The sequence below is a fragment of the Lonsdalea quercina subsp. quercina genome (assembly GCF_000688655.1).
GTDB lineage: Bacteria > Pseudomonadota > Gammaproteobacteria > Enterobacterales > Enterobacteriaceae > Lonsdalea > Lonsdalea quercina.
Map to the genome: position 1 here is coordinate 161098 of NZ_JIBO01000007.1, position 22454 is coordinate 183551.

Below are 22454 nucleotides of genomic sequence, written 5' to 3' on the forward strand. Positions count from 1 at the left end.
CAGCTTAGCTGGCCTTTTGCTTCTGGGAGAAGTCCGCTTAGTCGCGAAAATTATTGAACTGGAAAGGCTGACCCAGATCCGCGCCGCGCACCAGCGCCATCACGCTTTGCAGATCGTCACGGGACTTACCGGTCACTCGCACCTGCTCGCCCTGAATCTGCACCTGAACTTTCAGCTTGCTGTCTTTGATCAGCTTGACCAGTTTCTTCGCCTGAGCCGTCTCGATTCCCTGCTTCAGCCCGGCCTCCACACTGTAGGTTTTACCGCTGTGCTCCAGCTCTTCAGGCACCTCTACCGCGCTGCCTTCAATGCCACGTTTGGCCAGCTTCTCCCGCAGAATATCCACCAGTTGCTTAACCTGGAAGTCGGACTCGCTCGCCATCTTGATGGTTTGCGCTTTCTCATTCAGATCAAAGCTGGCGGGCACGTTGCGGAAATCCCAGCGGGTGCTCAGCTCGCGTGACGCATTCTCTACCGCATTGCGGACTTCCTGCATATCAATTTCCGAAACAATATCGAAAGATGGCATGATTTATCTCCTGACACAAAAAGGCTGCCGAGCATGATACCTGCTCGCCAGTCATAAGCAAAATGCACGCAGGAGCACGATACAGAACGCCAAGCGCAGGCGGCGAATACGCCGGACAAACCAATGAGCGATGGCTTATCATGTATGAAGTGATGTAGATCACATTTTCATTTTACCCTGGGAGAGAGGCATGAATATTACCGTCCTCGGCTGCGGCGCTATCGGGCAACTTTGGCTTGCAGCGCTTCATCAGCAAGGGCACGACGTACAAGGCTGGCTGCGCATTCCCCGTCCCTACTGTCCGGTGAATGTGATCACGCTCAACGGAGAGCACCGCAACCTGAATCTCACCGCCAACGATCCCGAACATCTGGCGCAGAGCGAGCTGTTGCTGGTGACGCTCAAAGCCTGGCAGGTCTCTGACGCCGTCTCCACCCTCCTGCCGCGTCTGCGTCCGAACTGTACGATCCTGCTATTGCACAACGGCATGGGAACGCTGGAAGAACTTCCGACGTTAACCCAACCGGTGCTGGCCGGCATCACCACCCACGCCGCACGCCGCGATCGCACGGCCGTCACCCATATCGCCGCAGGCACGACCCATATCGGCCGCGTCAGTATCGGCGGCGTCAATGACATTGACGACCAGAGCTCGCTGGCGGAAATCCTGCAACAGGCCCTGCCGGACGTGGCCTGGCATAACAATATCACCGCTACCTGCTGGCTGAAGCTGGCCGCCAACTGCGTGATCAACCCGCTGACCGCGCTGTTGCGCTGCACCAACGGTGAGCTGGCGTTCCATGCGCAGGCATTGACGGCGCTGTGCCAGGAGATAGCGCAGGTCATGGACCGGGAGGGCCTGCACACCTCGACCGAAAGCCTGTTACTCTATATCCATCAGATCATCCACAACACGGCCGCCAATACCTCCTCAATGCTGCAGGATATATTGGCGCAGCGGCACACCGAGATTGATTACATTACCGGCTACCTGCTGAAACGCGGACGAGCTCACGGCTTAACGCTGCCGGAAAATCGCCGCCTGTTCGAACAGATTAAGCAAAAGGAGAGTGAATATGAGCGCATCGGTACTGGTTTGCCTGGCCCCTGGTAGCGAGGAAATCGAAGCGGTCACCACGATTGACCTGCTGGTCAGGGCGGGGATTCAGGTGACGACCGCCAGCGTCGCCGGCGACGGCGATCTGAACATCATCTGCTCGCGCGGCGTCCGTATTCTGGCGGAGGTCCCGCTGGTGGCCGTGGCTGACCGCGCCTTCGACGCGGTGGTTTTGCCGGGCGGACTGGAAGGGGCTGAGTGCTTTCGCGACAGCCCGCTGCTCATCGAACGCCTGCGCCAGACGCATCTGGAGGGCAACATCGTCGCCGCGATCTGCGCCTCCCCCGCCGTGGTGCTGGAGTATCATCAGCTCTTCCCGGTAGGGAATATGACCGGCTATCCGGGATTGAAATCGCAAATCCCGGAAGAGAAATGGCTCGACAAACGCGTCGCCTTCGACCCGCGTGTCAACCTCCTGACCAGCCAGGGACCGGGCACCAGCATCGACTTCGCCCTGAAACTGATTGNCCTGCTGGTCGGCAAGGCAAAGGCGGCCGAGGTAGCCGCTCAGCTGGTGCTGCCCCCGGGCATCTACAATTATCAGGACTGATTTTCATGCATTAAAAAAGGCGCCGAAGCGCCTTTTTTTACCTACATCGCTTCGCCCAATCAGGGGCGATACACCTTCACATTATTAAAGCCCTGCTCGCGCAGATAAAGCGCCTGTAGACGGCTCATCACGCCGCGTTCGCAATAGAGCAGATAGGTTTTGCTCTGGTCCAGATCGCCGAATTGGGTCGCCAGCTTATAGAACGGCAGCGACCGGATTTCGACCTGTTCCAGCGTCAGCGGACGATCGTCCTGTTCATCCGGCGAACGGATATCCAGCAGGATGTCGTTGGCGGCGAACGCGTCCACCGTTTCGACTTCCACCACTTCCTGCGTGGTCTGCTCAGCAATTTCACGAATATCCAGATTGCGCGCCTCGCTCACGACGCGATCGAGAATATCGAAGTCGAAGTGNCTCTCTTCGTGTTCGATTTTCGCTTTGACCGCTTTAACCGTCGGACTCTTGGAGATCACGCCGCAATACTCCGGCATGGTCTTGGCAAAATCTTCAGTGCCCAGCTGACGCGCCATATTGATGATGTGTTCTTTATCGTGCGAAATCAGCGGACGCAGAATCAGCGTATCCGTCGCGTTATCAATCATACGCAGATTGGTGAGCGTCTGGCTGGAGACCTGTCCCAACGCTTCGCCGGTCACCAGCGCCTGCACGCCATAGCGTTCGGCCACTTTCGAGGCCGCCCGCACCATCATACGTTTCAGCACAACGCCCATCTGGCCGTCGTCGACTTTCTCAAGAATTTCGCCCACCACCGGTTCAAAATCGACGGCGACGAAGCGAACGCGATGCGAGCTGCCGAAGCGGTTCCACAAATAGTGCGCCACCTGCTTAACGCCGATTTCATGCGCGGCGCCCCCCAGATTGAAGAAGCAAAAGTGCACGCGGCAACCGCGACGCATCAGCATGTAGCTGGACACGCCGGAGTCGAAGCCGCCCGAAATCAGCGACAGTACATCTTCCTGCGTCCCGATCGGGTAGCCGCCAATCCCTTCGTAGCGGCCTTTAATCAGCAGCAGACGATCCTGTTCGATTTCCAGATGCACGGTAACCTGCGGCGAGGTCAAATTGACGCGCGCGCTCTCGATGTGCTGGTTCAGGCCGCCACCGACATAACGCTCAACGTCCTGAGAGCTGAAGTCGTGCTTGCCGCGACGTTTGACCCGCACGCAGAAGGTTTTGCCTTCCACCTGATCGCGGTACATGGCCAGCGTTTGCTCGAAGATATTGTGCAAATCGGTATAGTCGTGCTCTTCCACTTCGAGGACATGGTGAATCCCCGGGATACGCGTCAGGGCATCACGTATAATGACGCGCTGACTTTCGTCCTGAGCACGAACTTCGATATGATCCCAGTGACGGACAACCGCCAGCGTTTCATCATACTGTTTTAAAACGTTTCGGATGTTCCCTGTGAGGATTTTGATAAAGCGCAACCGCACAGATTGGCTTTTGATGGTGATTTCCGGGAACAATTTAATGATAAACTTCATGGTGGCTGTCGTTACTTGATCGTAAAGGCGTAAATAATTTTACCCTGAGGCTAAAATCACGTTATCGGTAAGACCGACGTTGCTCCGGCGGTCTTACCAATAGCATCCAGGGCGCGGAGTATATCACTTAATTGCGGCATACGGCGCGTCTTAACCGCACAAATGCACCATGCGGCACGACGAGCTACGGCCCCCTTTTGCGCGCCGATATGTAGGAACAGGNCCCAAACCGACTATGCCGAAAAAAAACGAACCACCCGTGAGTTTCGAAAGTTCACTGAACGATCTGGAGCAGATCGTCGCCCGACTTGAGTCAGGCGATCTGCCGTTGGAAGAGGCGCTGCAGGCGTTTGAACAAGGGATTCAGCTGGCGCGTCAAGGCCAGTTGAAGTTGCAGCAGGCGGAACAGCGCGTGCAAATCCTGCTCAACGATGAACCCGAAGCGGCCTTGACGCCTTTTACCCCGGACAACGAGTAGTCACGCTATGACAGAATTCTTTGAGCAACTGCGTGCCCACCACCGGCGCACGGACGCCACGCTGAGTCAGTTTATCGCCGCCCTGCCATTTCAGAATACTCCGCTGGTTGACGCTATGAACTATGGGGCATTACTGGGGGGTAAACGGCTACGTCCGTTTCTGGTCTATACGNCCGGACAGCTTTTCGGACTGAAACTGGAAAGTCTGGACGCGCCAGCGGCGGCCGTCGAGTGTATACACGCCTACTCATTGATTCACGACGACCTGCCTGCGATGGACAACGACGATCTGCGCCGAGGCCAGCCGACCTGCCACATTCGGTTCGGCGAAGCCAGCGCGGTCCTGGCTGGAGACGCGCTGCAAACGCTGGCGTTTTCGATTCTGGCGGATGCGCCGATGCCGCGGGTCAGCGACCGCGACCGTCTGGCGATGGTCTCCGAACTGGCGCAGGCCAGCGGCGTCGCGGGCATGTGCGGCGGCCAGTCGCTGGATTTGGTCGCCGAAGGGCATCAGGTCGATTTAGCCTCGCTGCAACAGATCCACAGTCACAAAACCGGAGCGCTGATCCGAGCCGCCATACGGATGGGCGCGCTGGCCGCGGGCGAAGTGGGCCGAGAGGCATTGCCTTGTCTCGACCGTTACGCCGCCGCCATCGGCTTAGCCTTTCAAGTACAGGATGACATTCTGGACGTCGTCGGCGACAGCGCCACCACCGGCAAACGCCAGGGAGCCGATCAGCAATTGGGTAAAAGCACCTACCCGGGGCTGTTGGGGTTGGAGAAGGCGAAAGACAAGGCGCAGCGACTCTATCAGGACTCTCTGGAGGCGCTAGACGATCTGGTCAAAGTCAGTTCCCTTAGGCTGGACGTTGCGCCGCTGCGGGCGCTGGCGAGTTACATCGTTGAACGCGATAAATAATTTCAACATAAGACACCGCTTAATGAGTATCCGATGACCCTTGATATAGCGAAATACCCCACGCTGGCGCTGGTGGAAACCCCGGACGAACTGCGCCTGCTGCCCAAAGAAAGTCTGCCGAAACTGTGCGATGAGCTTCGGCAATACCTGTTGGACAGCGTCAGCCGTTCAAGCGGGCATTTTGCCTCCGGTCTCGGTACGGTAGAACTGACGGTGGCTCTGCACTATGTCTACAACACGCCGTTTGATCACGTGATCTGGGACGTGGGCCATCAGGCCTATCCGCACAAAATTCTGACCGGCCGACGCGAGCGTATTGCGACCATCCGGCAGAAAGGCGGCCTGCACCCGTTCCCCTGGCGTGAAGAGAGCGAGTTCGACGTGCTAAGCGTCGGCCACTCCTCCACCTCCATCAGCGCAGGCATCGGCATGGCGGTAGCCGCCGACCGTGAGGGATTGGGCCGTCGTACCGTATGCGTGATCGGCGACGGCGCCATCACCGCGGGGATGGCGTTTGAAGCCATGAACCATGCGGGCGATATCGACCCGGATATGCTGGTGGTGCTGAACGACAACGAGATGTCGATCTCTGAAAACGTGGGCGCCCTGAACAACCATTTGGCGCAGCTGCTGTCCGGCAAACTGTATTCCACGCTGCGCGAAGGGGGCAAAAAAGNGCTGTCCGGCATGCCCCCCATCAAAGAGCTGGTTCGCCGCACCGAAGAACATCTCAAGGCGATGGTCGTGCCCGGCACGTTGTTCGAGGAGCTCGGCTTCAACTACATCGGCCCCATCGACGGTCACGACGTCAACGTGTTGACGCAGACGCTGAAAAACATGCGTAACCTGAAAGGGCCGCAACTGCTGCACATCATGACCAAGAAAGGCCGTGGCTATGCGCCCGCCGAGCAGGATCCTATCAGCTGGCACGCCGTACCCAAGTTCGATCCTGCCAGCGGGATGCTGCCGAAGAGCAAGGAAGCGCTCCCGACCTACTCCACAATCTTCGGCCAGTGGCTGACGGAAACCGCCGCGGGCGACAGTAAGCTGATGGCGATCACGCCCGCCATGCGCGAAGGCTCCGGAATGGTCGAGTTCTCCCGCCAATATCCCAAGCAGTATTTTGATGTGGCGATTGCCGAACAGCATGCCGTCACTTTTGCCGCCGGACTGGCGATCGGCGGCTACAAGCCGGTCGTCGCGATCTACTCCACCTTCTTGCAGCGGGCCTACGATCAGGTCATTCATGACGTCGCCATTCAAAAGCTGCCAGTGCTGTTCGCCATCGACCGCGGCGGCATTGTCGGCGCCGACGGACCGACGCATCAGGGCGCGTTCGACCTCTCATTCCTGCGCTGTATCCCTAATATGGTGATCATGACGCCGAGCGACGAGAACGAATGTCGCCTCATGCTGCACACCGGCTATCACTATCAGGATGGGCCGGTCGCCGTTCGCTATCCGCGCGGCAGCGGTCTGGGCGTAGAACTGACGCCGCTGGCGTCCATTGCTATCGGCAAAGGCATTGTGCGCCGTGAAGGCGAAAAGCTGGCTATTCTCAACTTCGGGACGCTGCTGCCTGAAGCGCGTCAGGCGGCGGAAAAGCTGAATGCGACGCTGGTCGATATGCGTTTCGTCAAACCGCTGGACGTGGAGCTGCTGGACACACTGACGGCAAACCACGACGCGCTGGTGACGCTGGAAGAAAATGCGGTGATGGGCGGAGCCGGCAGCGGCGTGAACGAATGGGTAATGGCGAATCGCCGCCCCGTTTCGGTTCTGAATCTGGGCCTGCCGGATCGCTTTATTTCTCAGGGGTCGCAGCAGGAAATCCGGGCCGACTTGGGACTGGATGCGGCGGGCGTTGAACAACGCATTCGGGAATGGCTGGCCTGATCTCAGGCTCGGCGCAGGTTCCCCGCCGACATCACTGCGTCAGGTGGGGAATATCCGGAGTCTCAATCGGAAACGGCAGAGCAAAAGAACGTGCGCACGTGGNGGCGCACGCTTACCACGGCAGAGAGTGACCCAACAGGTAGATCAGGGACGCCGCCACAACGCCGGCAATCACATCGTCCACCATGATCCCCATTCCGCCATGCACGTTTCGGTCGAACCAGCGAATGGGCCAGGGCTTCCAGATATCGAGGAGCCGAAACAGCACGAATCCTGTAGCCACCCATGCCCAATGCATGGACGGCACGGCCATCAACGTAATCCACATCCCGACGAATTCGTCCCACACGATACTGCCGTGATCGTGAACGCCCATGTCTTTCGCGGTAAGCTGACACAGGTAAACGCCGATGCCGATACTGAACATGACCACCAGCGAGTACAGCTGCCACGGCAACAGAATCATCAGATACCATAACGGGATCGCCGCCAACGATCCTGCCGTTCCCGGCATCCAGGGCGAGAGTCCGCTTCCCAACCCGGTCGCCAGAAAATGCCACGGGTTCAGCATTCGCAGGCGGCTTTTCGCCTCACGCGAACCTTTATTTTCACTCCCCAAAGTGGTCATAGCCTTTGAGATCGATGTCGACAGGTTCGTCCTGTTGGAAGAAACGCAGCCCTTCGGCTGCCGGACACATCTGTCCAATGCAGGTGTAGCGCACGCCAAGGTGGCTGAGCGCCATATCCAACGCGCCCCGATTCAGCTCGGGCACGGTGAAGCAAAGCTCATAGTCCTCTCCCCCGCCCAACGCCCAGCGTCTGGCGCAGTCGGCATCCGCCGACTGTTGCAGCGCTCCGGAGTACGGCAGCATATCCAGATTGATGTGTGCGCCGCATTGGCTGGCGGCAAGGATATGGCGGAGATCGGAAGCCAGACCGTCGGACAGGTCGATGGCGGAATGAGCCAGGCCGCGAAGCGCCTGCCCTTGCAGGATGCGCGGCTGAGGCCGCAGATGACGTTGCAGCAGGTAGCGTCGCCGTTCGTCGTCCTCGACCTGTAGGCGATCCTGCAAAATAGCCAGACCCGCAGCGCTATCGCCCAGCGTCCCCGTGACGTAGATCCAGTCGCCGACATGCGCGCCGTCGCGCCGCAAGGCTCGTCCGGCGGGCACCAGCCCCTGAATCGTCATGGTAATACTCAGCGGGCCGCGGGTGGTGTCTCCACCAACCAGTTGCATATCGTAGTAGTCAAGCAGTTCAAACAGGCTGTCGCTATAGGCCTCCAGCCAGCCGCCGTCGATAGACGGCAGTGTTAAGGCAAGGGACACCCACGCCGGATCGGCGCCCATAGCGGCAAGATCGCTGAGATTGACGGCCAAAGATTTGTAGGCCAAGTCCGCCGGATTGATGTCCGGCAGGAAGTGTACGCCGGCAACCAGCGTGTCGGTACTGACCGCCAGCTGCGTTTTATCAGCCACCGTCAGCAGCGCGCAGTCGTCTCCGATGCCCAGTTCAACGTCCCGGCGCGTTGTTCTCACCCGGTCAAAATAACGAGCAATCAGATCGAATTCACCAGCAACCATATCTCGTCCAGGCCGTCCCGACGTTCAAACTTTCGGGACGGGTAATCCGGTCCCGAATAACTTATTTCTTGCGCAGGCGCGGGGCCGCTTTATCCAGCACGCCGTTGACAAATTTGTGGCTGTCTTCAGCACCGAACACTTTAGCCAGTTCGATAGCTTCGTTAATGGCCACTTTGTAGGGCACATCGTCACGTCGGCTCAGTTCGAAAAACGCCAGACGGAGAATCGCTTTTTCCACCTGACCCAGTTCTTCCAGCTTGCGGGACAGGTATGGCGTCATCAACTCATCCATACGGTCGGCCTGCGTCGCCACCCCGGTCAACAGCTCGCGGAAATAGGTGATGTCAACGCCTTTGACATCCTGCTCGCTCAGGAATTCTAGTTCAACATCGGCAATATCGTTTTTAGATAACTGCCAGGAATAAAGCGCTTGAACCGCACATTCACGGGCGCGGCGACGAGCAGCAGGTTTCACGGAAATACCCCTTACTTAATCAGGCTTACTTGATAGCGTGTAATACATTAATCATTTCAAGCGCGGTCAACGCAGCTTCTGCGCCTTTATTACCCGCTTTGGTGCCGGCGCGTTCGATAGCCTGCTCAATGCTTTCCGTCGTAAGTACGCCGAAAGCCACGGGAATGTCGCTGTTCATGGCAACCTGCGACAAACCTGAGCTGCATTCGCCAGCCACAAATTCAAAATGGGCTGTTCCACCGCGGATCACCGTTCCCAGCGCCACTACGGCATCATAACCGCCGTTTTGAGTGCTTTTGGTCAACGCGCGTACCGCTAGCGGTAGTTCGTAGGCTCCCGGCACCCAGACCACGGTGATGTTCTCTTCCTTCACCTGGCCGATGCGTTTCAGAGCGTCAACGGCGCCTTCTAACAGGCTGTCGTTGATGAAATGGTTGAAGCGGGCAATTGCAATCGCCACGCGGGCATTAGGAGTAGCAACAACACCTTCAATAACGTTCATAGCTTTCCTTTGACTGGTTTGAGTGCCCCGCAGGGGGGCGGATTCTATCATATTCTTCCGGACCCGTGTCCGGTTTTGTCAGCTGATATTTTGTACTACGCGACGCCCGTGCCGTGGTCTCAGGACTGCGGTTTGAGAGTCAGACGCAGATCGGGGCCGACCTGCGCCACCTGAGCCAGCGAAAACTCCGGCGCCTGGGACAACTGGGACAATCCCGGCAAGACGCAAAGCGGACGCGCCGCCTCTCCCAGCAGCTTCGGCGCGAGATAGAGCAGCACTTCGTCCACCACGTTGGCGCGCAGTAACGCTCCGGCCAGCCGTGCGCCTGCCTCGACCCACACCGAGTTGATCTCGCGTTTGCCCAGCAGCATCATCAGCGCGACCAGATCGATCCCTTCGCCTTGCAACGGCAACGCCAACTGTTCGACAGACGACGGCCAGGCCTGCGCATCAGCCTTCTGGCGCGCCAGCCAGGTTGAGCCGGGCTGCTGGATCAGGCGATGACGAAATGTGACTCTTTCCTGACTGTCCACGACCACCCGTACGGGCTGACGTAGCTGATCCTGCGGATAGGCGCGCTGCGTATCCGGGTCAAGCTCTTCCCAGCGCACGGTCAGAGAGGGGTCATCCGCCAGCACGGTCGCGCTGCTGCTCAGGATGGCGGCACTTTCGGCGCGAAACCGCTGCACGTCCTGGCGCGCCTGCGATGACGTGATCCATTGGCTTTCGCCGGAAGCCATCGCCGTGCGTCCATCCAGAGACGCCGCCATCTTGAGCTGTACGTAGGGAAGTCCGGTGCGCATACGTTTGAGAAAACCGCGATTGAGCTGTTCCGCTTCCGCCGCCATTACGCCGTAGCTGACATCAATGCCGGCCTGATGCAATCGCGTCAGCCCACGGCCAGCCACCTGTGGATTGGGATCCTGCATAGCGGCCACCACCCGCTTCACGCCAGCGGCGATCAGCGCATCCGCGCAGGGCGGCGTCCGCCCTTGATGGCTACAGGGTTCCAGCGTGACGTAGGCCGTTGCGCCGTACGCACGGTCACCGGCCATGCTCAGCGCGTGAACTTCCGCATGGGGACCGCCCGTTTTCTGGTGATAGCCCTCGCCGACGATCTCGCCGTCGCGGGAGATGACGCAGCCTACATTAGGATTGGGCGCGGTAGTGAAACGCCCACGGCGCGCCAGTTCCAGCGCTCGTGCCATATAAAACTCATCCGACGGTAATGTCATTCCCAGCCTCTCTTTTCAGCGCCGACGGTGCGGCATGACAGGGGTTAGTCCTGTAGACGGGCGATTTCTTCCCCGAATTCTCGGATATCCTCAAAGCTACGGTAAACCGAGGCAAAGCGAATGTACGCGACCTTATCCAGCTTTTTCAGGGCATCCATCACCAGATTCCCTAGCATCTTGGCGGTGACTTCTCGCTCTCCAGTGGCGCGCAGCTGCGATTTGATATGGTTGATCGCCATCTCCACGTCATCGGAGCTGACCGGCCGTTTTTCCAGCGCTTTTTGCATACCGCTGCGCAATTTTTCCTCATTGAATGGCTCCCGGACATCGTTGCTTTTGACGATACGAGGCATCACGAGTTCCGCCACTTCGAAGGTGGTAAAACGTTCATTGCAGACCAGACACTGACGACGTCGACGTACCTGTGCTCCCTCACTAACCAGACGGGAATCAATCACTTTGGTATCAACTGCAGAACAAAATGGGCAATGCATAACCTTTCCCGCTCCCTCCGTTTATCATGAGAATAGTTTACCCTGAATTAGCGGCCTAACCCAGCCTCCTTATGGCGCAACGCGGCCATATGCGTCTCCTTGCCACCGGCGCCGCCCTGCCATCGGTTTAGATTGGGTTGAGGATTGATCTGCTAGATTGTGACTCCGCATGCTGGCGCACCCTCCGTTCACCGGCAATCTCGTAAATTGAAATTAGCCTCCTGAGCGTATATTCGCGTCATTTGGAATGGCATCACCCACCGGAGAAAATTGATGGAACCAGAACCTCACCCTGCGCATGCAGGACTTCTTCGGTAAGGCAACCCCGCTTTTTTTCGCTGCCTTACCGACCGATATGTAAGGCAGCGACGTTCAGATATCGTCCCTGCTCATTTTAGAAACCGATGCGCCGGCGAATACCCCCTGCGCGTCAGCACGCTGCGACGTCACCCCGTCGTGGCGGAGGGACTGCTATGCTATTTACTCGCCTCACCCGACAGTGGCTCGCCCAAATCAGGCGCCATCTGCCTTCTCGTTTGTTTCATCGCGCGCCCATGCCGAACGGCCAGGCAAATGCGATTCCGGAGCGTCTCGCCCGTCAGTGCCATCACTACGCCTGGCAGAATGAAGAAGCGCTCTATCAGGCTTTTGACAGCCATCCCGAAGGGCTGATGCCCAACGAAGTCCGTCAGGCACGATTAACCTACGGAGAAAATCAAATCCCCGGCGAACGGGCCGCCCCCTGGTGGCTGCATTTGTGGCGCTGCTATCGTAACCCCTTCAACCTGTTGCTGACGCTGCTGGCGCTGATTTCCTACGCAACGGAAGATCTGACCGCGGCACTGGTCATTGGGCTGATGGTACTGATCTCGACGCTACTGCATTTTATTCAGGAAGCGCGTTCGGGAAAAGCCGCGGATACGCTGAAGGCGATGGTCAGCAATACCGCCACCGTACTGCGATGCGATGAGCAGACCGGACGCAGCGAGTATCAGGAAATCCCGATGGATCAGCTGGTGCCTGGCGACATCGTCAAGCTGGCGGCCGGCGACATGATCCCGGCCGATCTGCGCGTGTTGCAGGCGCGCGATCTGTTTATCAGTCAGGCATCGCTGACCGGCGAGTCGCTGCCCGTCGAAAAAGTCGCGCAAAGCCGTCTGGCGAAAAACGCCCCGGCGCTGGAAAGCGACACGCTGTGCTTCATGGGCACCAACGTCATCAGCGGTACGGCGCAGGCGATAGTGATCGGTACCGGCGCCAACACCTGGTTCGGCCAGCTTGCAGGCCGAGTAACGAATCAGCCCGGGCAGGAAAACGCCTTTCAGAAGGGCATCAGCCGCGTCAGCTGGTTGCTGATCCGCTTTATGATGGTGATGACGCCCATCGTGCTGGTCATCAATGGCTACACCAAAGGCGACTGGTGGGAAGCGGCGCTGTTCGCGTTGTCGGTCGCCGTCGGCCTGACGCCAGAAATGCTGCCCATGATCGTTACCTCAACGCTGGCGAAAGGCGCGGTAAAACTCTCTCGTCAGAAAGTGATCGTCAAACGTCTGGACGCCATTCAGAACTTCGGCGCGATGAATATTCTGTGCACCGATAAGACCGGCACGCTGACGCAGGACCATATTGCGCTGGAAAGTCATACCGATGCGTTCGGACGCTGCAGCCAAAAGGTGTTGCGTCTGGCGTGGTTGAACAGCGCGCATCAAACCGGGCTGCACAATCTGCTGGATCAGGCCGTGCTGGAAGGCATATCCGATAAAGAGCAGCGCGACGTCCTCTCCCGTTGGCGCAAGGTGGATGAGATCCCCTTCGACTTCGAACGCCGCCGGATGTCGGTCGTCGTCGCCGAAAACGATCGGGAACATCGGCTGATTTGTAAAGGCGCGCTGGAAGAAATGCTGAGCGTGTGTTCCTCCATACGGCTCGGCGAAGAAACCATGATGCTGGATGAGGATCGGTTGCTGCGGATCCGCCATCTCACCGACGACTGGAATCGCCAGGGCCTACGCGTCGTGGCCGTCGCCAGCAAGGNGGTCGACGCCGAGCCGCGGGATTATTCCCGCGTCGATGAGTCGGACCTGATTCTGGAAGGCTATATCGCCTTCCTCGATCCGCCGAAAGAGAGCACCGCGCCCGCGTTGAAAGCGTTGAACAACAGTGGGATCGCGGTCAAAATCCTGACCGGGGACAGTGAACTGGTGGCCGCCAAGGTCTGTCGCGATGTCGGCATCGACTGTTCGCAGACGCTGCTCGGCAGCCACCTCGACGAAATGACCGATGAGGAACTATCGACTCAGGCTGAGACCACCACGCTGTTCGCGCGACTGACGCCGATGCACAAAGAGCGGATTGTGCGTCTGCTGCGGGCGCAGGGCCATGTCGTCGGCTTCATGGGCGACGGCATTAACGATGCCCCTGCCCTGCGGGCGGCGGACATTGGCATCTCCGTCGACTCCGCGGTGGATATCGCCCGGGAAGCCGCCGATATCATCCTGCTGGAAAAAAGCCTGATGGTGCTGGAGCAAGGGGTTGTCGAAGGGCGTAGAACCTTCGCCAACATGCTGAAATACATCAAGATGACCGCCAGCTCGAACTTCGGCAACGTGTTCAGCGTTCTGATCGCCAGCGCATTTCTCCCGTTCTTGCCCATGCTGCCGCTGCATCTGCTGATACAGAACCTGATGTACGATATTTCGCAGATCGCTATTCCGTTCGATAACGTGGACGATGAGCAGATTCGCCGTCCTCAGCGCTGGAATGCCGGAGACATAGGTCGTTTCATGGTGTTCTTCGGCCCGATCAGCTCTATTTTCGACGTGGCGACGTTCGCCCTGATGTGGTGGGTATTCCAGGCCAACACACCGGAGATGCAGACGCTGTTCCAGTCCGGCTGGTTCATTGAAGGACTCCTGTCGCAGACGCTGATTGTGCATATGATCCGTACCCGTAAAATTCCATTTTTCCAGAGCCGTCCGTCATGGCCATTGGCAATGATGACGCTGCTGATTATGGCGGCAGGGATCGCGCTGATATTCTCACCGCTGGCCGAGTTCCTGGAACTGCAGTCACTGCCTCTGAGCTATTTCCCGTGGCTCATCGCCATCCTTTGCGGCTACATGATGCTGACGCAGGTAATGAAAGGCTTCTTCGCTCGCCGCTACGGCTGGCAATAAACGCCCCTCTCAACGGCTGCGCCCCTCCTGGGAGCGCAGCCTCCTTCTCTCTTCTCCCGTTTCTGGCCTGCCACAGCCCCGTTTTTATGCCACATCCGCTATTATCTGTCGCAGAACACTTAACCGGCGGCGGCGCTTCCCCGCCTTGCTGTCGTACGCGCCGTCCCTCAAGGAGACTCTTTCATGACCATTCGTTTCCGTCTGCTTACCTTGCTGCCGCCCCTGATCGCGCTGGCAGGCTGCGCCCATCAGCAACAGCTGCCCCAAGTGCAGCAAGAGATTAGTCAGTTGAACCAGCGCTTGCAGACGCTGGCTGAACAGGCCGTGGCGCTCGAGCGCCAGAACACCCTCAACGCACACTCCAGCGCAGGTGTTCACTTGCTGCCGGCAGCAAAAAATTATGCGTTGGTGGACAGTGCGATAGGCCGACTCAGCGTCTCTCTCAGCCAGGTTTCACAGGAAGCCGAGACGTATGCCCAGTTGCATATCCGACGGCTCGATGGCGGAGCGCTGCCCAATTTCCGCGCCCTACTGGATTGGGGCTTGCTGGATGCGTCGGGAAAGCCGCTGACAGAGAGCGCGCAGACCCAATCCTTTACGGTGACGCAAACCATGCTCCCCAAAGGGGAGGTCACGATCGCGCTGCGCCTGACCGGCCTATCGCTTGAACAGCTGGGTTTCATCCGCCTGTATGATATCGAGAAGGTCTCCGCCTCTGCGCCGCAGACGGACCACATTTCTCCGCCCGCGCGATGACGAACAGCGCCGGTAAGCGCGTCTCGCTTGGGCCACGGCTCTCTATCGAATGCCGTGGCCCAAGCAAAAAAAAACCCGCCGTCACAGGCGGGNTTTAGCGTTTCACCGAGGACGTTACGGTAACAGCGACGGCTGATCCGCGCCCTCTTTCTCGACTTTCTGCTGGAGCATGTGCTCGCGCTTCATACCCAGCTTCAGCGCCAATGCGGACGCGACGTAAATCGAAGACACCGTACCGATGGAGACGCCGATCAGCATCGCCAGCGAGAAGCCCGACAGCATCGCACCACCGAAGATATACAGCATCAGCACCACCACCAGCGTGGTGGCGGACGTCATGATGGTACGGCTCAGTGTCTGCGTCAGCGACACGTTCATGATCTCATACGGCGTACCGCGGCGGATCTTACGGAAGTTCTCACGGATACGGTCGGAGACCACGATACTGTCGTTCAGCGAGTAGCCGATAACCGACATCAGCGAGGCCACAATCGTCAGATCGATCTCGATCTGAAACAGCGACAGCACGCCCAGCGTGATGATGACGTCATGCGCCAGCGCGATAACCGCCCCCAGAGCCAACCGCCATTCGAAACGGAAGCCAACGTAGATCAGGATGCAGATCAGCGCCGCCAGCAGCGCCATGCCGCCCGCCTGCGCCAGATCGTTACCGACGCTCGGTCCAACGAACTCGATACGTTTCACTTCGCCGTGCTGGGAAGTGCTCTGGTTAATCACGTTCAGCACCTGATTGCCCAACTCCTGCCCGGAGTTGCCGACATTCGGCGACATACGCACCATCACGTCACGGCTGCTGCCGAAGTTCTGAACCAGAGGGTCGGCGAAGCCGGCCTTCTCCAGCGCCAGACGCATTTCGTCCAGATCGCCCGGTTTTTCCAGATGAATTTCGATCACCGTACCACCGGTGAAATCCAGTCCCCAGTTGAAGCCGCGAGCGCCGATCAGCACCAACGAAATCACCAGCAGAATCCCCGAGATCAGGAACGCCAGATTGTCCCAGCGCATAAAGTCGATGACTTTACGGCCGTAGTTGAGTTGCTCAACAGTATATTCCTGTGCCACAACGCACTCCTCAGATAGACAGCTTGTTAATGCGTTTACCGCCGTAAAGCAGGTTCACGATGGCACGGGTACCGACAATCGCCGTAAACATCGAGGTTGCAACCCCGATCGTCGTGGTGATGGCAAAGCCTTTGATCGAGCCGGTACCAACCGCATACAGAATCACGGCAGTGATCAGGGTCGTCACGTTGGCATCCACGATACTGGAAAACGCGCCTTTGTAACCCTCATGAATCGCCTGTTGCACCGTTCGACCGTTTTTCAGCTCTTCCTTGATACGTTCGTTTATCAACACGTTCGCATCAACCGCCACCGCCAGCGTCAGCACGATACCGGCAATCCCCGGCATGGTCAGCGTCGCGCCGGGCAGCAGGGACATAATCCCGACAATCAGCACCAGGTTAGCGATCAGCGCCGTGGTCGCGATAATCCCGAATTTGCGGTAGTAGACCACCATGAACACAATGGACGCGATCAGCCCCCACAGGCAGGCTTCCAGACCCTGAGTGATGTTCTGCATCCCCAGCGTCGGGCCAATAGTCCGCTCTTCGACGATCTGAATCGGCGCAATCAACGCACCGGCGCGCAGCAGCAGCGACAGCTGACGAGCTTCGTTCGGATTGTTGATACCGGTGATACGGAAGCTGTTACCCAGGCGAGACTGAATGGTCGCGACGTTGATGACCTCTTCCTGTTTCTCCAGGATAGAGCGGCCGTTGGCGTCTTTCTTACCGCTGTCCTTATATTCCACGAACAGCGTCGCCATCAACTTGCCGATGTTGTCCTTGGTGAAGTTGGACATGATATTGCCGCCGGCGCTGTCCAGAGAGATGTTGACCTGAGGACGGTTATATTCGTCGGAACTGGACGTGGAATCGGTGATGTGGTCACCGGTCAGGATCACACGCTTGTACAGCACGACAGGACCGCCTTCGCGCATCTGCTTCACTTCCGAGTCACCCGGGACGCGGCCGCTGGCTGCCGCCGTGGAATCCGCGTTAGCGTTGACCAGACGGAACTCCAACGTCGCCGTCGCGCCCAAAATTTCTTTCGCGCGCGCCGTATCCTGAATACCCGGCAGTTCGACGACGATACGGTCAGCGCCCTGACGCTGAACTAACGGCTCCGCAACGCCCAGCTGGTTCACACGGTTACGCAGAATGTTGATGTTCTGCTGGACCGCGTACTCGCGGGCTTCGCTCAATCGCGCATCGCTCATGACCGCACGCAGCGTCGCGTCGCCATTGGCGTTAATGACCAGGTCGCGGTGGCGGGACGTCAGGTAGCTGACGCCTTGATCGCGAGTCTGACCGTCGCGGAAGCGAATTTCGACGCCGTAGTTATCACTCTTGCGGACGGACGCGTAAGGGATGTTTTTCTCGCGCAGGTCGCTGCGCAGGGAGTCCATGGTTTGCTCCTGCAACTTGCCCAACGCGGTATCCATATCCACTTCCATCAGGAAGTGCACGCCGCCGCGCAGGTCAAGCCCCAGCTTCATGGGTTCAGCGCCGAGCACTCTCAGCCACTGCGGGGTCGCGGGAGCCAGATTGAGCGCAACGACGAACTTGTCGCCCAGCTCGCCGAGCAGCGCTTCACGAGCGCGGAGCTGTACGTCAGGGTTGGAGAAACGAGCCAGTATCGCGCCGTTTTCGAGCGCAATCGACTTGCTGGAAAGATTCTGTTCTTTTAAGACATTTTGGACCTGGACCAGCGTAGATTCACTGGCGGCGACACCGCGCGCGCCAGTGATCTGAATCGCCGGATCCTCACCATATAGGTTAGGAAGCGCATACAGCAGACCGATAAGAACAGCCACGATCAGCATGATGTACTTCCACAAAGGATAACGGTTTAACACGGTAGTTCCCTTTGGGAAGAAGCAAAAATTACAGGGCTTTCATAGTACCCTTCGGCAGCACGGAGGCGACGAAATCACGTTTGATCACGACTTCGTTATTTTCGTTCAGTTCGATGGCGATATAGCCATTCTCGGAGACTTTAGTCACACGACCTACCAGGCCGCCGTTGGTCAGCACTTCATCCCCTTTGCTGATGGAATCCATCAACTTTTTGTGTTCCTTGGCGCGCTTTTGCTGAGGACGCAGGATCATGAAGTAGAAAATCAGACCGAACACAACCAGCATGATGATCAGAGAGTAAGGGCTTCCCTGCGCCGGAGCCCCCGCTGTTGCTGCAACGGCATCGGAAATGAAAAGACTCATGTAAATTTCCTCTTTATAAAAACGAAAAAGTGATCAAACCAAAAAAAGTCAAGGGAGCGACGTCCGCCGCCGCCCTCATACTGCTTATACGACTTATACGACTTATGCTGCGTCGATCGCCGGCGGAACCGGCTTACCAAGACGCTGGTAAAAGGCGGTGACAAAGTCATCCAATTTACCGTCTTCGATAGCCTGACGTAAACCCGCCATCAGCCGCTGATAATAGCGCAAATTATGGATGGTATTGAGACGCGCGCCGAGTATTTCGTTACAGCGATCAAGATGATGCAGATAAGCACGGCTGTAATGGCGGCATGTATAGCAATCACATTCGGCATCCAGCGGCGCGGTATCATCCTTATGCTTGGCGTTGCGAATTTTCACCACGCCGTCGGTCACAAACAGGTGACCGTTGCGGGCGTTGCGAGTCGGCATCACACAGTCGAACATGTCTATGCCGCGTCGCACGCCTTCCACCAAGTCTTCCGGCTTCCCAACGCCCATCAGGTATCGGGGTTTGTCTTCCGGAAGCTGAGGGCAGACGTGTTCCAGAATGCGATGCATATCCGCTTTCGGCTCACCGACCGCCAGGCCGCCCACAGCGTACCCATCAAAACCAATGTCTACCAGCCCTTTTACCGACACATCTCGTAAATCTTCGTAAACGCTGCCCTGCACGATGCCGAACAGCGCATTGCCATTGCCCAGTTCGTCGAAGCGCTGGCGGCAACGCTTTGCCCAGCGCAGCGACATTTCCATCGAGCGTTTAGCGTAGTCCCAGTCGGCGGGATACGGCGTGCATTCGTCGAAGATCATCACAACATCCGATCCCAGGTCGTGCTGAATTTCCATCGATTTTTCCGGGCTAAGGAAGATCGCATCCCCGTTGATCGGGTTACGGAAATGAACGCCTTCTTCGGTGATCTTGCGGATATCGCCCAGACTAAATACCTGGAAGCCGCCGGAGTCAGTCAGTATCGGCCCCTGCCAGTGCATGAAGTCATGCAGGTCGCCGTGCAACTTCATGATCTCCTGCCCCGGCCGCAGCCACAGATGGAACGTGTTGCCCAGAATGATCTGCGCCCCCGTCTCTTTCACTTCTTCCGGCGTCATGCCTTTGACCGTGCCGTAAGTCCCCACCGGCATAAAAGCCGGGGTCTCGACGACGCCACGTTCAAACACCAGTCGTCCGCGGCGGGCACGACCATCCGTCGTAAACAATTCGTACTTCACTTAACCTCCAGCACCAGAGAAACAGTCTGATGTCGTTGTTGATGACCTATAAATAATAGGGATTGCTGGCGGCCTACGCCGCCGGTAATCGTCGGTTTATTCGCCGACGCTTTCCTGTTCTGCTCCGGGATTGCGAGTAATAAACATCGCATCACCGTAGCTGAAAAAACGGAGCTGCTCCGCCACGGCCAGACGATAGGCGTTCATGGTATGACGGTAGCCGGCGAAAGCGGAGACCAGCATGATCAACGTGGACTCCGGCAGGTGGAAATTGGTGACCAGCGCATCGATGACGCGGTAGTGATAGCCGGGATAGATAAAGATGCGGGTATCGCCGAAGAACGGGGCAATAATGGCCTCCGAACTGGCCTGCGCCGCGCTCTCCAGCGAACGGACGGACGTCGTGCCGACCGCAATCACCCGGTTACCGCGCGCTTTACACGCCAGCACGGCATCCACGACGTCCTGCGGGACTTCCGCATACTCGGCGTGCATAACGTGATCTTCGATGCTGTCGACCCGGACCGGCTGGAAAGTCCCCGCGCCCACATGCAGGGTGACGAAGGCCATTTCAATCCCTTTGTCGCGCAACGCGGCCAGCAGCGGCTCGTCGAAATGCAGGCCGGCGGTCGGCGCCGCCACCGCGCCGGGACGCTGGCTGTAGACAGTCTGATACAGTTCCCGGTCGGCATCCTCATCAGGACGGTCGATATAGGGCGGCAGCGGAATATGGCCGATGTCGTTGAGAATAGTCAGGACGTCGCGCGGATCGTCGAAACGAATTTCGAACAGCGCGTCCTGACGGGACAGCATCGTGGCCGCCACGCTTTCATCCTCGCCCAGCACCAGCTCAGCGCCCGGCTTAGGCGCCTTCGAGGCGCGGACATGCGCGAGCACGCGATGCGCGTCCAGCACCCGCTCCACCAGGACTTCCAGCTTACCGCCGCTCGCTTTGCGTCCGAACAGGCGGGCTGGGATCACGCGTGTATTGTTGAAAACCAGCAGGTCGCCGGGTTCCAGCTTATCCAACAAATCGCTAAAGATGCCCAGAGAGGTCTCGCCGCTCGGCCCATCCAGCGATAACAGACGGCACCCGCTACGCTGCGCCTGGGGATAATGGGCGATGAGGGACTCAGGGAGTTCAAACGAAAAATCGGCAACACGCATGACTATTCACTTAGCTATCTGACAGAGGGAAAAAGAGGCGGCCTAGTCTAGAGCCGGGAACGGCCAGCTGCAAGAAATAAGCGGTCTGCAAAGGGAATTGCACTTATACTGCCGGGATGAATTTTCTTGCCCATCTCCATCTAGCCACGCTGGCCGATAGCTCCCTGCTGGGAAACCTGATGGCTGACTTTGTGCGCGGCAACCCCGACGGCGTTTTTCCCGATGAGATCGTCGCCGGTATTCGGCTGCATCGTCGAATTGACAGCCTGACGGACAGCCTGCCGGAAGTCCGTGCCGCATGCTGCTATTTCAGTCCGAATTATCGCCGTGTCGCGCCGATTACGCTCGACGTGCTGTGGGATCACTTTTTGGCTCTGCATTGGTCGAGGCTGGCCCCTCACGTCACATTGACGCAGTTCGTCGCCGNCGCACGTCATGAGATCGAGCCTCAGTTACCGCACACCCCTGAACGTTTCCGCAATCTGAACAATTATCTGTGGAGCGAACGTTGGCTGGAGCGCTATGCCGAGCTGCCATTCATCGGCGAAGTTTTGTCCCGCATGGCGCAACGTCGCCCTCGACTGGCGGCGTTGGCCGGCTCTTTCGAGGATATTGAGCGCCACTATCATCAGCTTGAACCCCTGTTCTGGCAGTTTTATCCCGTGATGATGGAGACCGCCAAAAGCGGACGACTGTCATCGCCTGACCCGCGGTAACAGGACGACTTCGTAAACTAATACCAATTGATGCAATAGGCTAAACCTATCTCATTGATTGGCCGACCATCCCTTTATTCACCCTGGCGAAATNCCTATACTCGACAGGGTTTATATCCCTCCGCTTTACTCATTTAACACCACGGGAGTTATTATGGTTCTGGTTACTCGTCCCGCCCCCGATTTCACTGCCGCCGCCGTTTTAGGCAGCGGAGAGATCGTTGAAAATTTCAACCTGAAAGAGCACATCAACGGTAAGCCGGCCGTCATCTTCTTCTGGCCGATGGATTTCACCTTCGTGTGCCCGTCAGAGCTGATCGCCTTCGACCATCGTTACGAAGAGTTCCAGAAGCGCGGCGTTGAAGTCGTCGGCGTCTCCTTCGACTCCGAGTTCGTCCACAACGCCTGGCGTAACACCCCTATCGATAAAGGCGGCATTGGCGAAGTGAAATACGCGATGGTAGCAGACATCAAACGCGAAATTCAGAAAGCCTACGGCATCGAACACCCGGACGCGGGCGTCGCGCTGCGCGGTTCTTTCCTGATCGACCAAAACGGCATCGTGCGCCATCAGGTGGTCAACGATCTGCCGCTGGGTCGTAATGTTGATGAGATGCTGCGTATGGTCGATGCGCTGCAGTTCCACGAAGAGCATGGAGAAGTTTGTCCGGCGCAGTGGGTGAAGGGAGAAGAAGGCATGGGCGCGTCTCCGGACGGCGTCGCCAAATATCTGTCTCAGAACGCCAACAAGCTGTAATTCANCGGCCTGTAACGTCAAAAACCCCGCGGTGATGGCCGCGGGGTTTTTTATTGGC

At 57.9% G+C, this 22454-nt stretch carries 22 protein-coding genes; 9 read left to right on the forward strand and 13 right to left on the reverse strand.

Annotated features, from left to right (window positions below; translation table 11 throughout):
- Window positions 1–37: 37 nt before the first annotated feature.
- Window positions 38–529 (reverse strand): YajQ family cyclic di-GMP-binding protein, encoded by a 492-nt coding sequence (locus RZ35_RS08235; RefSeq protein ID WP_026742874.1) that lies wholly within the window; start codon window positions 527–529, stop codon window positions 38–40.
- Between the two features lie 190 nt (window positions 530–719).
- Here RZ35_RS08235 and panE point away from each other — a divergent pair, with 190 nt between their 5' ends.
- Both panE and yajL read left to right on the forward strand, forming a co-directional pair.
- Window positions 720–1643: a 2-dehydropantoate 2-reductase gene (panE, locus tag RZ35_RS08240; protein WP_026742875.1), complete on the forward strand. Its 924-nt coding sequence runs from the start codon at window positions 720–722 to the stop codon at window positions 1641–1643.
- Entirely contained in the window at window positions 1606–2196 is a 591-nt protein-coding gene (gene yajL, locus RZ35_RS08245) for a protein deglycase YajL (RefSeq protein WP_026742876.1), read from the forward strand. Before panE ends, yajL begins: the two co-directional genes overlap by 38 nt.
- A 59-nt stretch (window positions 2197–2255) precedes the next feature.
- On the opposite strand, the gene thiI is transcribed toward yajL, so the two are convergent.
- Entirely contained in the window at window positions 2256–3704 is a 1449-nt protein-coding gene (gene thiI / locus RZ35_RS08250) for a tRNA uracil 4-sulfurtransferase ThiI (protein WP_026742877.1), read from the reverse strand.
- A 235-nt stretch (window positions 3705–3939) separates the two neighbouring features.
- On the opposite strand from thiI, the gene xseB reads away from it, so the two are divergent.
- The 3 genes from xseB to dxs all read left to right on the forward strand — a co-directional run bounded on the left by xseB (window position 3940) and on the right by dxs (window position 6997).
- Window positions 3940–4182, forward strand: coding sequence for an exodeoxyribonuclease VII small subunit (xseB, locus tag RZ35_RS08255; protein ID WP_026742878.1), 243 nt, complete (start codon window positions 3940–3942; stop codon window positions 4180–4182).
- Window positions 4183–4189: 7 nt separating this feature from the next.
- Window positions 4190–5101, forward strand: a complete 912-nt coding sequence (gene ispA / locus RZ35_RS08260) for a (2E,6E)-farnesyl diphosphate synthase (protein WP_026742879.1) — start codon at window positions 4190–4192, stop codon at window positions 5099–5101.
- 33 nt (window positions 5102–5134) lie between these two features.
- On the forward strand, window positions 5135–6997 hold the full coding sequence (gene dxs / locus RZ35_RS08265; RefSeq protein WP_026742880.1) for a 1-deoxy-D-xylulose-5-phosphate synthase: 1863 nt from the start codon (window positions 5135–5137) through the stop codon (window positions 6995–6997).
- 112 nt (window positions 6998–7109) lie between these two features.
- Here the strand turns inward: dxs and pgpA are convergent, their stop codons facing one another.
- The 6 genes from pgpA to nrdR all read right to left on the reverse strand — a co-directional run bounded on the left by pgpA (window position 7110) and on the right by nrdR (window position 11286).
- Window positions 7110–7625: a phosphatidylglycerophosphatase A gene (gene pgpA, locus RZ35_RS08270; RefSeq protein WP_026742881.1), complete on the reverse strand. Its 516-nt coding sequence runs from the start codon at window positions 7623–7625 to the stop codon at window positions 7110–7112.
- Complete coding sequence (gene thiL, locus RZ35_RS08275) at window positions 7606–8580, reverse strand: thiamine-phosphate kinase (protein ID WP_026742882.1); 975 nt, start codon at window positions 8578–8580, stop codon at window positions 7606–7608. The genes pgpA and thiL overlap by 20 nt, the downstream gene beginning before the upstream one ends.
- Before the next feature lie 61 nt (window positions 8581–8641).
- Window positions 8642–9055, reverse strand: a complete 414-nt coding sequence (nusB, locus tag RZ35_RS08280; RefSeq protein WP_026742883.1) for a transcription antitermination factor NusB — start codon at window positions 9053–9055, stop codon at window positions 8642–8644.
- A 25-nt stretch (window positions 9056–9080) separates the two neighbouring features.
- A complete protein-coding gene (ribH, locus tag RZ35_RS08285) occupies window positions 9081–9557 on the reverse strand; it encodes a 6,7-dimethyl-8-ribityllumazine synthase (protein ID WP_026738812.1) in 477 nt (158 codons plus the stop codon).
- 119 nt (window positions 9558–9676) lie between these two features.
- On the reverse strand, window positions 9677–10792 hold the full coding sequence (gene ribD, locus RZ35_RS08290; protein WP_026742884.1) for a bifunctional diaminohydroxyphosphoribosylaminopyrimidine deaminase/5-amino-6-(5-phosphoribosylamino)uracil reductase RibD: 1116 nt from the start codon (window positions 10790–10792) through the stop codon (window positions 9677–9679).
- A gap of 44 nt (window positions 10793–10836) precedes the next feature.
- Window positions 10837–11286, reverse strand: a complete 450-nt coding sequence (gene nrdR, locus RZ35_RS08295) for a transcriptional regulator NrdR (protein ID WP_026742885.1) — start codon at window positions 11284–11286, stop codon at window positions 10837–10839.
- A 473-nt stretch (window positions 11287–11759) separates the two neighbouring features.
- Between nrdR and mgtA the strand changes: the two genes are divergently transcribed.
- Window positions 11760–14462: a magnesium-translocating P-type ATPase gene (mgtA, locus tag RZ35_RS08300; protein WP_026742886.1), complete on the forward strand. Its 2703-nt coding sequence runs from the start codon at window positions 11760–11762 to the stop codon at window positions 14460–14462.
- Window positions 14463–14645: 183 nt separating this feature from the next.
- Window positions 14646–15218, forward strand: coding sequence for a DUF3251 domain-containing protein (locus tag RZ35_RS08305; RefSeq protein ID WP_026742887.1), 573 nt, complete (start codon window positions 14646–14648; stop codon window positions 15216–15218).
- Window positions 15219–15332: 114 nt separating this feature from the next.
- On the opposite strand, the gene secF is transcribed toward RZ35_RS08305, so the two are convergent.
- From secF to queA, 5 genes are all read right to left on the reverse strand, one after another.
- Window positions 15333–16301, reverse strand: coding sequence for a protein translocase subunit SecF (gene secF, locus RZ35_RS08310; protein ID WP_026742888.1), 969 nt, complete (start codon window positions 16299–16301; stop codon window positions 15333–15335).
- A gap of 10 nt (window positions 16302–16311) precedes the next feature.
- Window positions 16312–18159 (reverse strand): protein translocase subunit SecD, encoded by a 1848-nt coding sequence (secD, locus tag RZ35_RS08315; RefSeq protein WP_026738806.1) that lies wholly within the window; start codon window positions 18157–18159, stop codon window positions 16312–16314.
- Between the two features lie 28 nt (window positions 18160–18187).
- A complete protein-coding gene (yajC, locus tag RZ35_RS08320; RefSeq protein ID WP_026738805.1) occupies window positions 18188–18523 on the reverse strand; it encodes a preprotein translocase subunit YajC in 336 nt (111 codons plus the stop codon).
- A 102-nt stretch (window positions 18524–18625) separates the two neighbouring features.
- Entirely contained in the window at window positions 18626–19756 is a 1131-nt protein-coding gene (gene tgt / locus RZ35_RS08325; protein ID WP_026742889.1) for a tRNA guanosine(34) transglycosylase Tgt, read from the reverse strand.
- 96 nt (window positions 19757–19852) lie between these two features.
- Window positions 19853–20923: a tRNA preQ1(34) S-adenosylmethionine ribosyltransferase-isomerase QueA gene (gene queA, locus RZ35_RS08330; protein WP_026742890.1), complete on the reverse strand. Its 1071-nt coding sequence runs from the start codon at window positions 20921–20923 to the stop codon at window positions 19853–19855.
- A gap of 116 nt (window positions 20924–21039) precedes the next feature.
- On the opposite strand from queA, the gene RZ35_RS08335 reads away from it, so the two are divergent.
- Both RZ35_RS08335 and RZ35_RS08340 read left to right on the forward strand, forming a co-directional pair.
- Window positions 21040–21639: an acyl carrier protein phosphodiesterase gene (locus RZ35_RS08335; RefSeq protein WP_026742891.1), complete on the forward strand. Its 600-nt coding sequence runs from the start codon at window positions 21040–21042 to the stop codon at window positions 21637–21639.
- A gap of 154 nt (window positions 21640–21793) precedes the next feature.
- Complete coding sequence (locus RZ35_RS08340; protein ID WP_026738801.1) at window positions 21794–22396, forward strand: peroxiredoxin C; 603 nt, start codon at window positions 21794–21796, stop codon at window positions 22394–22396.
- Window positions 22397–22454: the final 58 nt, after the last annotated feature.

Bases quoted from the DNA above. Each gene is read 5' to 3' on its own strand.
- RZ35_RS08235 (WP_026742874.1), bottom strand. From the start codon at position 529: ATGCCATCTTTCGATATTGTTTCGGAAATTGATATGCAGGAAGTCCGC.
- panE (WP_026742875.1), top strand. From the start codon at position 720: ATGAATATTACCGTCCTCGGCTGCGGCGCTATCGGGCAACTTTGGCTT.
- nrdR (WP_026742885.1), bottom strand. From the start codon at position 11,286: ATGCATTGCCCATTTTGTTCTGCAGTTGATACCAAAGTGATTGATTCC.
- RZ35_RS08340 (WP_026738801.1), top strand. From the start codon at position 21,794: ATGGTTCTGGTTACTCGTCCCGCCCCCGATTTCACTGCCGCCGCCGTT.
- xseB (WP_026742878.1), top strand. From the start codon at position 3,940: ATGCCGAAAAAAAACGAACCACCCGTGAGTTTCGAAAGTTCACTGAAC.
- pgpA (WP_026742881.1), bottom strand. From the start codon at position 7,625: ATGACCACTTTGGGGAGTGAAAATAAAGGTTCGCGTGAGGCGAAAAGC.
- thiL (WP_026742882.1), bottom strand. From the start codon at position 8,580: ATGGTTGCTGGTGAATTCGATCTGATTGCTCGTTATTTTGACCGGGTG.
- RZ35_RS08305 (WP_026742887.1), top strand. From the start codon at position 14,646: ATGACCATTCGTTTCCGTCTGCTTACCTTGCTGCCGCCCCTGATCGCG.
- yajC (WP_026738805.1), bottom strand. From the start codon at position 18,523: ATGAGTCTTTTCATTTCCGATGCCGTTGCAGCAACAGCGGGGGCTCCG.
- ribD (WP_026742884.1), bottom strand. From the start codon at position 10,792: ATGACATTACCGTCGGATGAGTTTTATATGGCACGAGCGCTGGAACTG.
- queA (WP_026742890.1), bottom strand. From the start codon at position 20,923: ATGCGTGTTGCCGATTTTTCGTTTGAACTCCCTGAGTCCCTCATCGCC.
- ribH (WP_026738812.1), bottom strand. From the start codon at position 9,557: ATGAACGTTATTGAAGGTGTTGTTGCTACTCCTAATGCCCGCGTGGCG.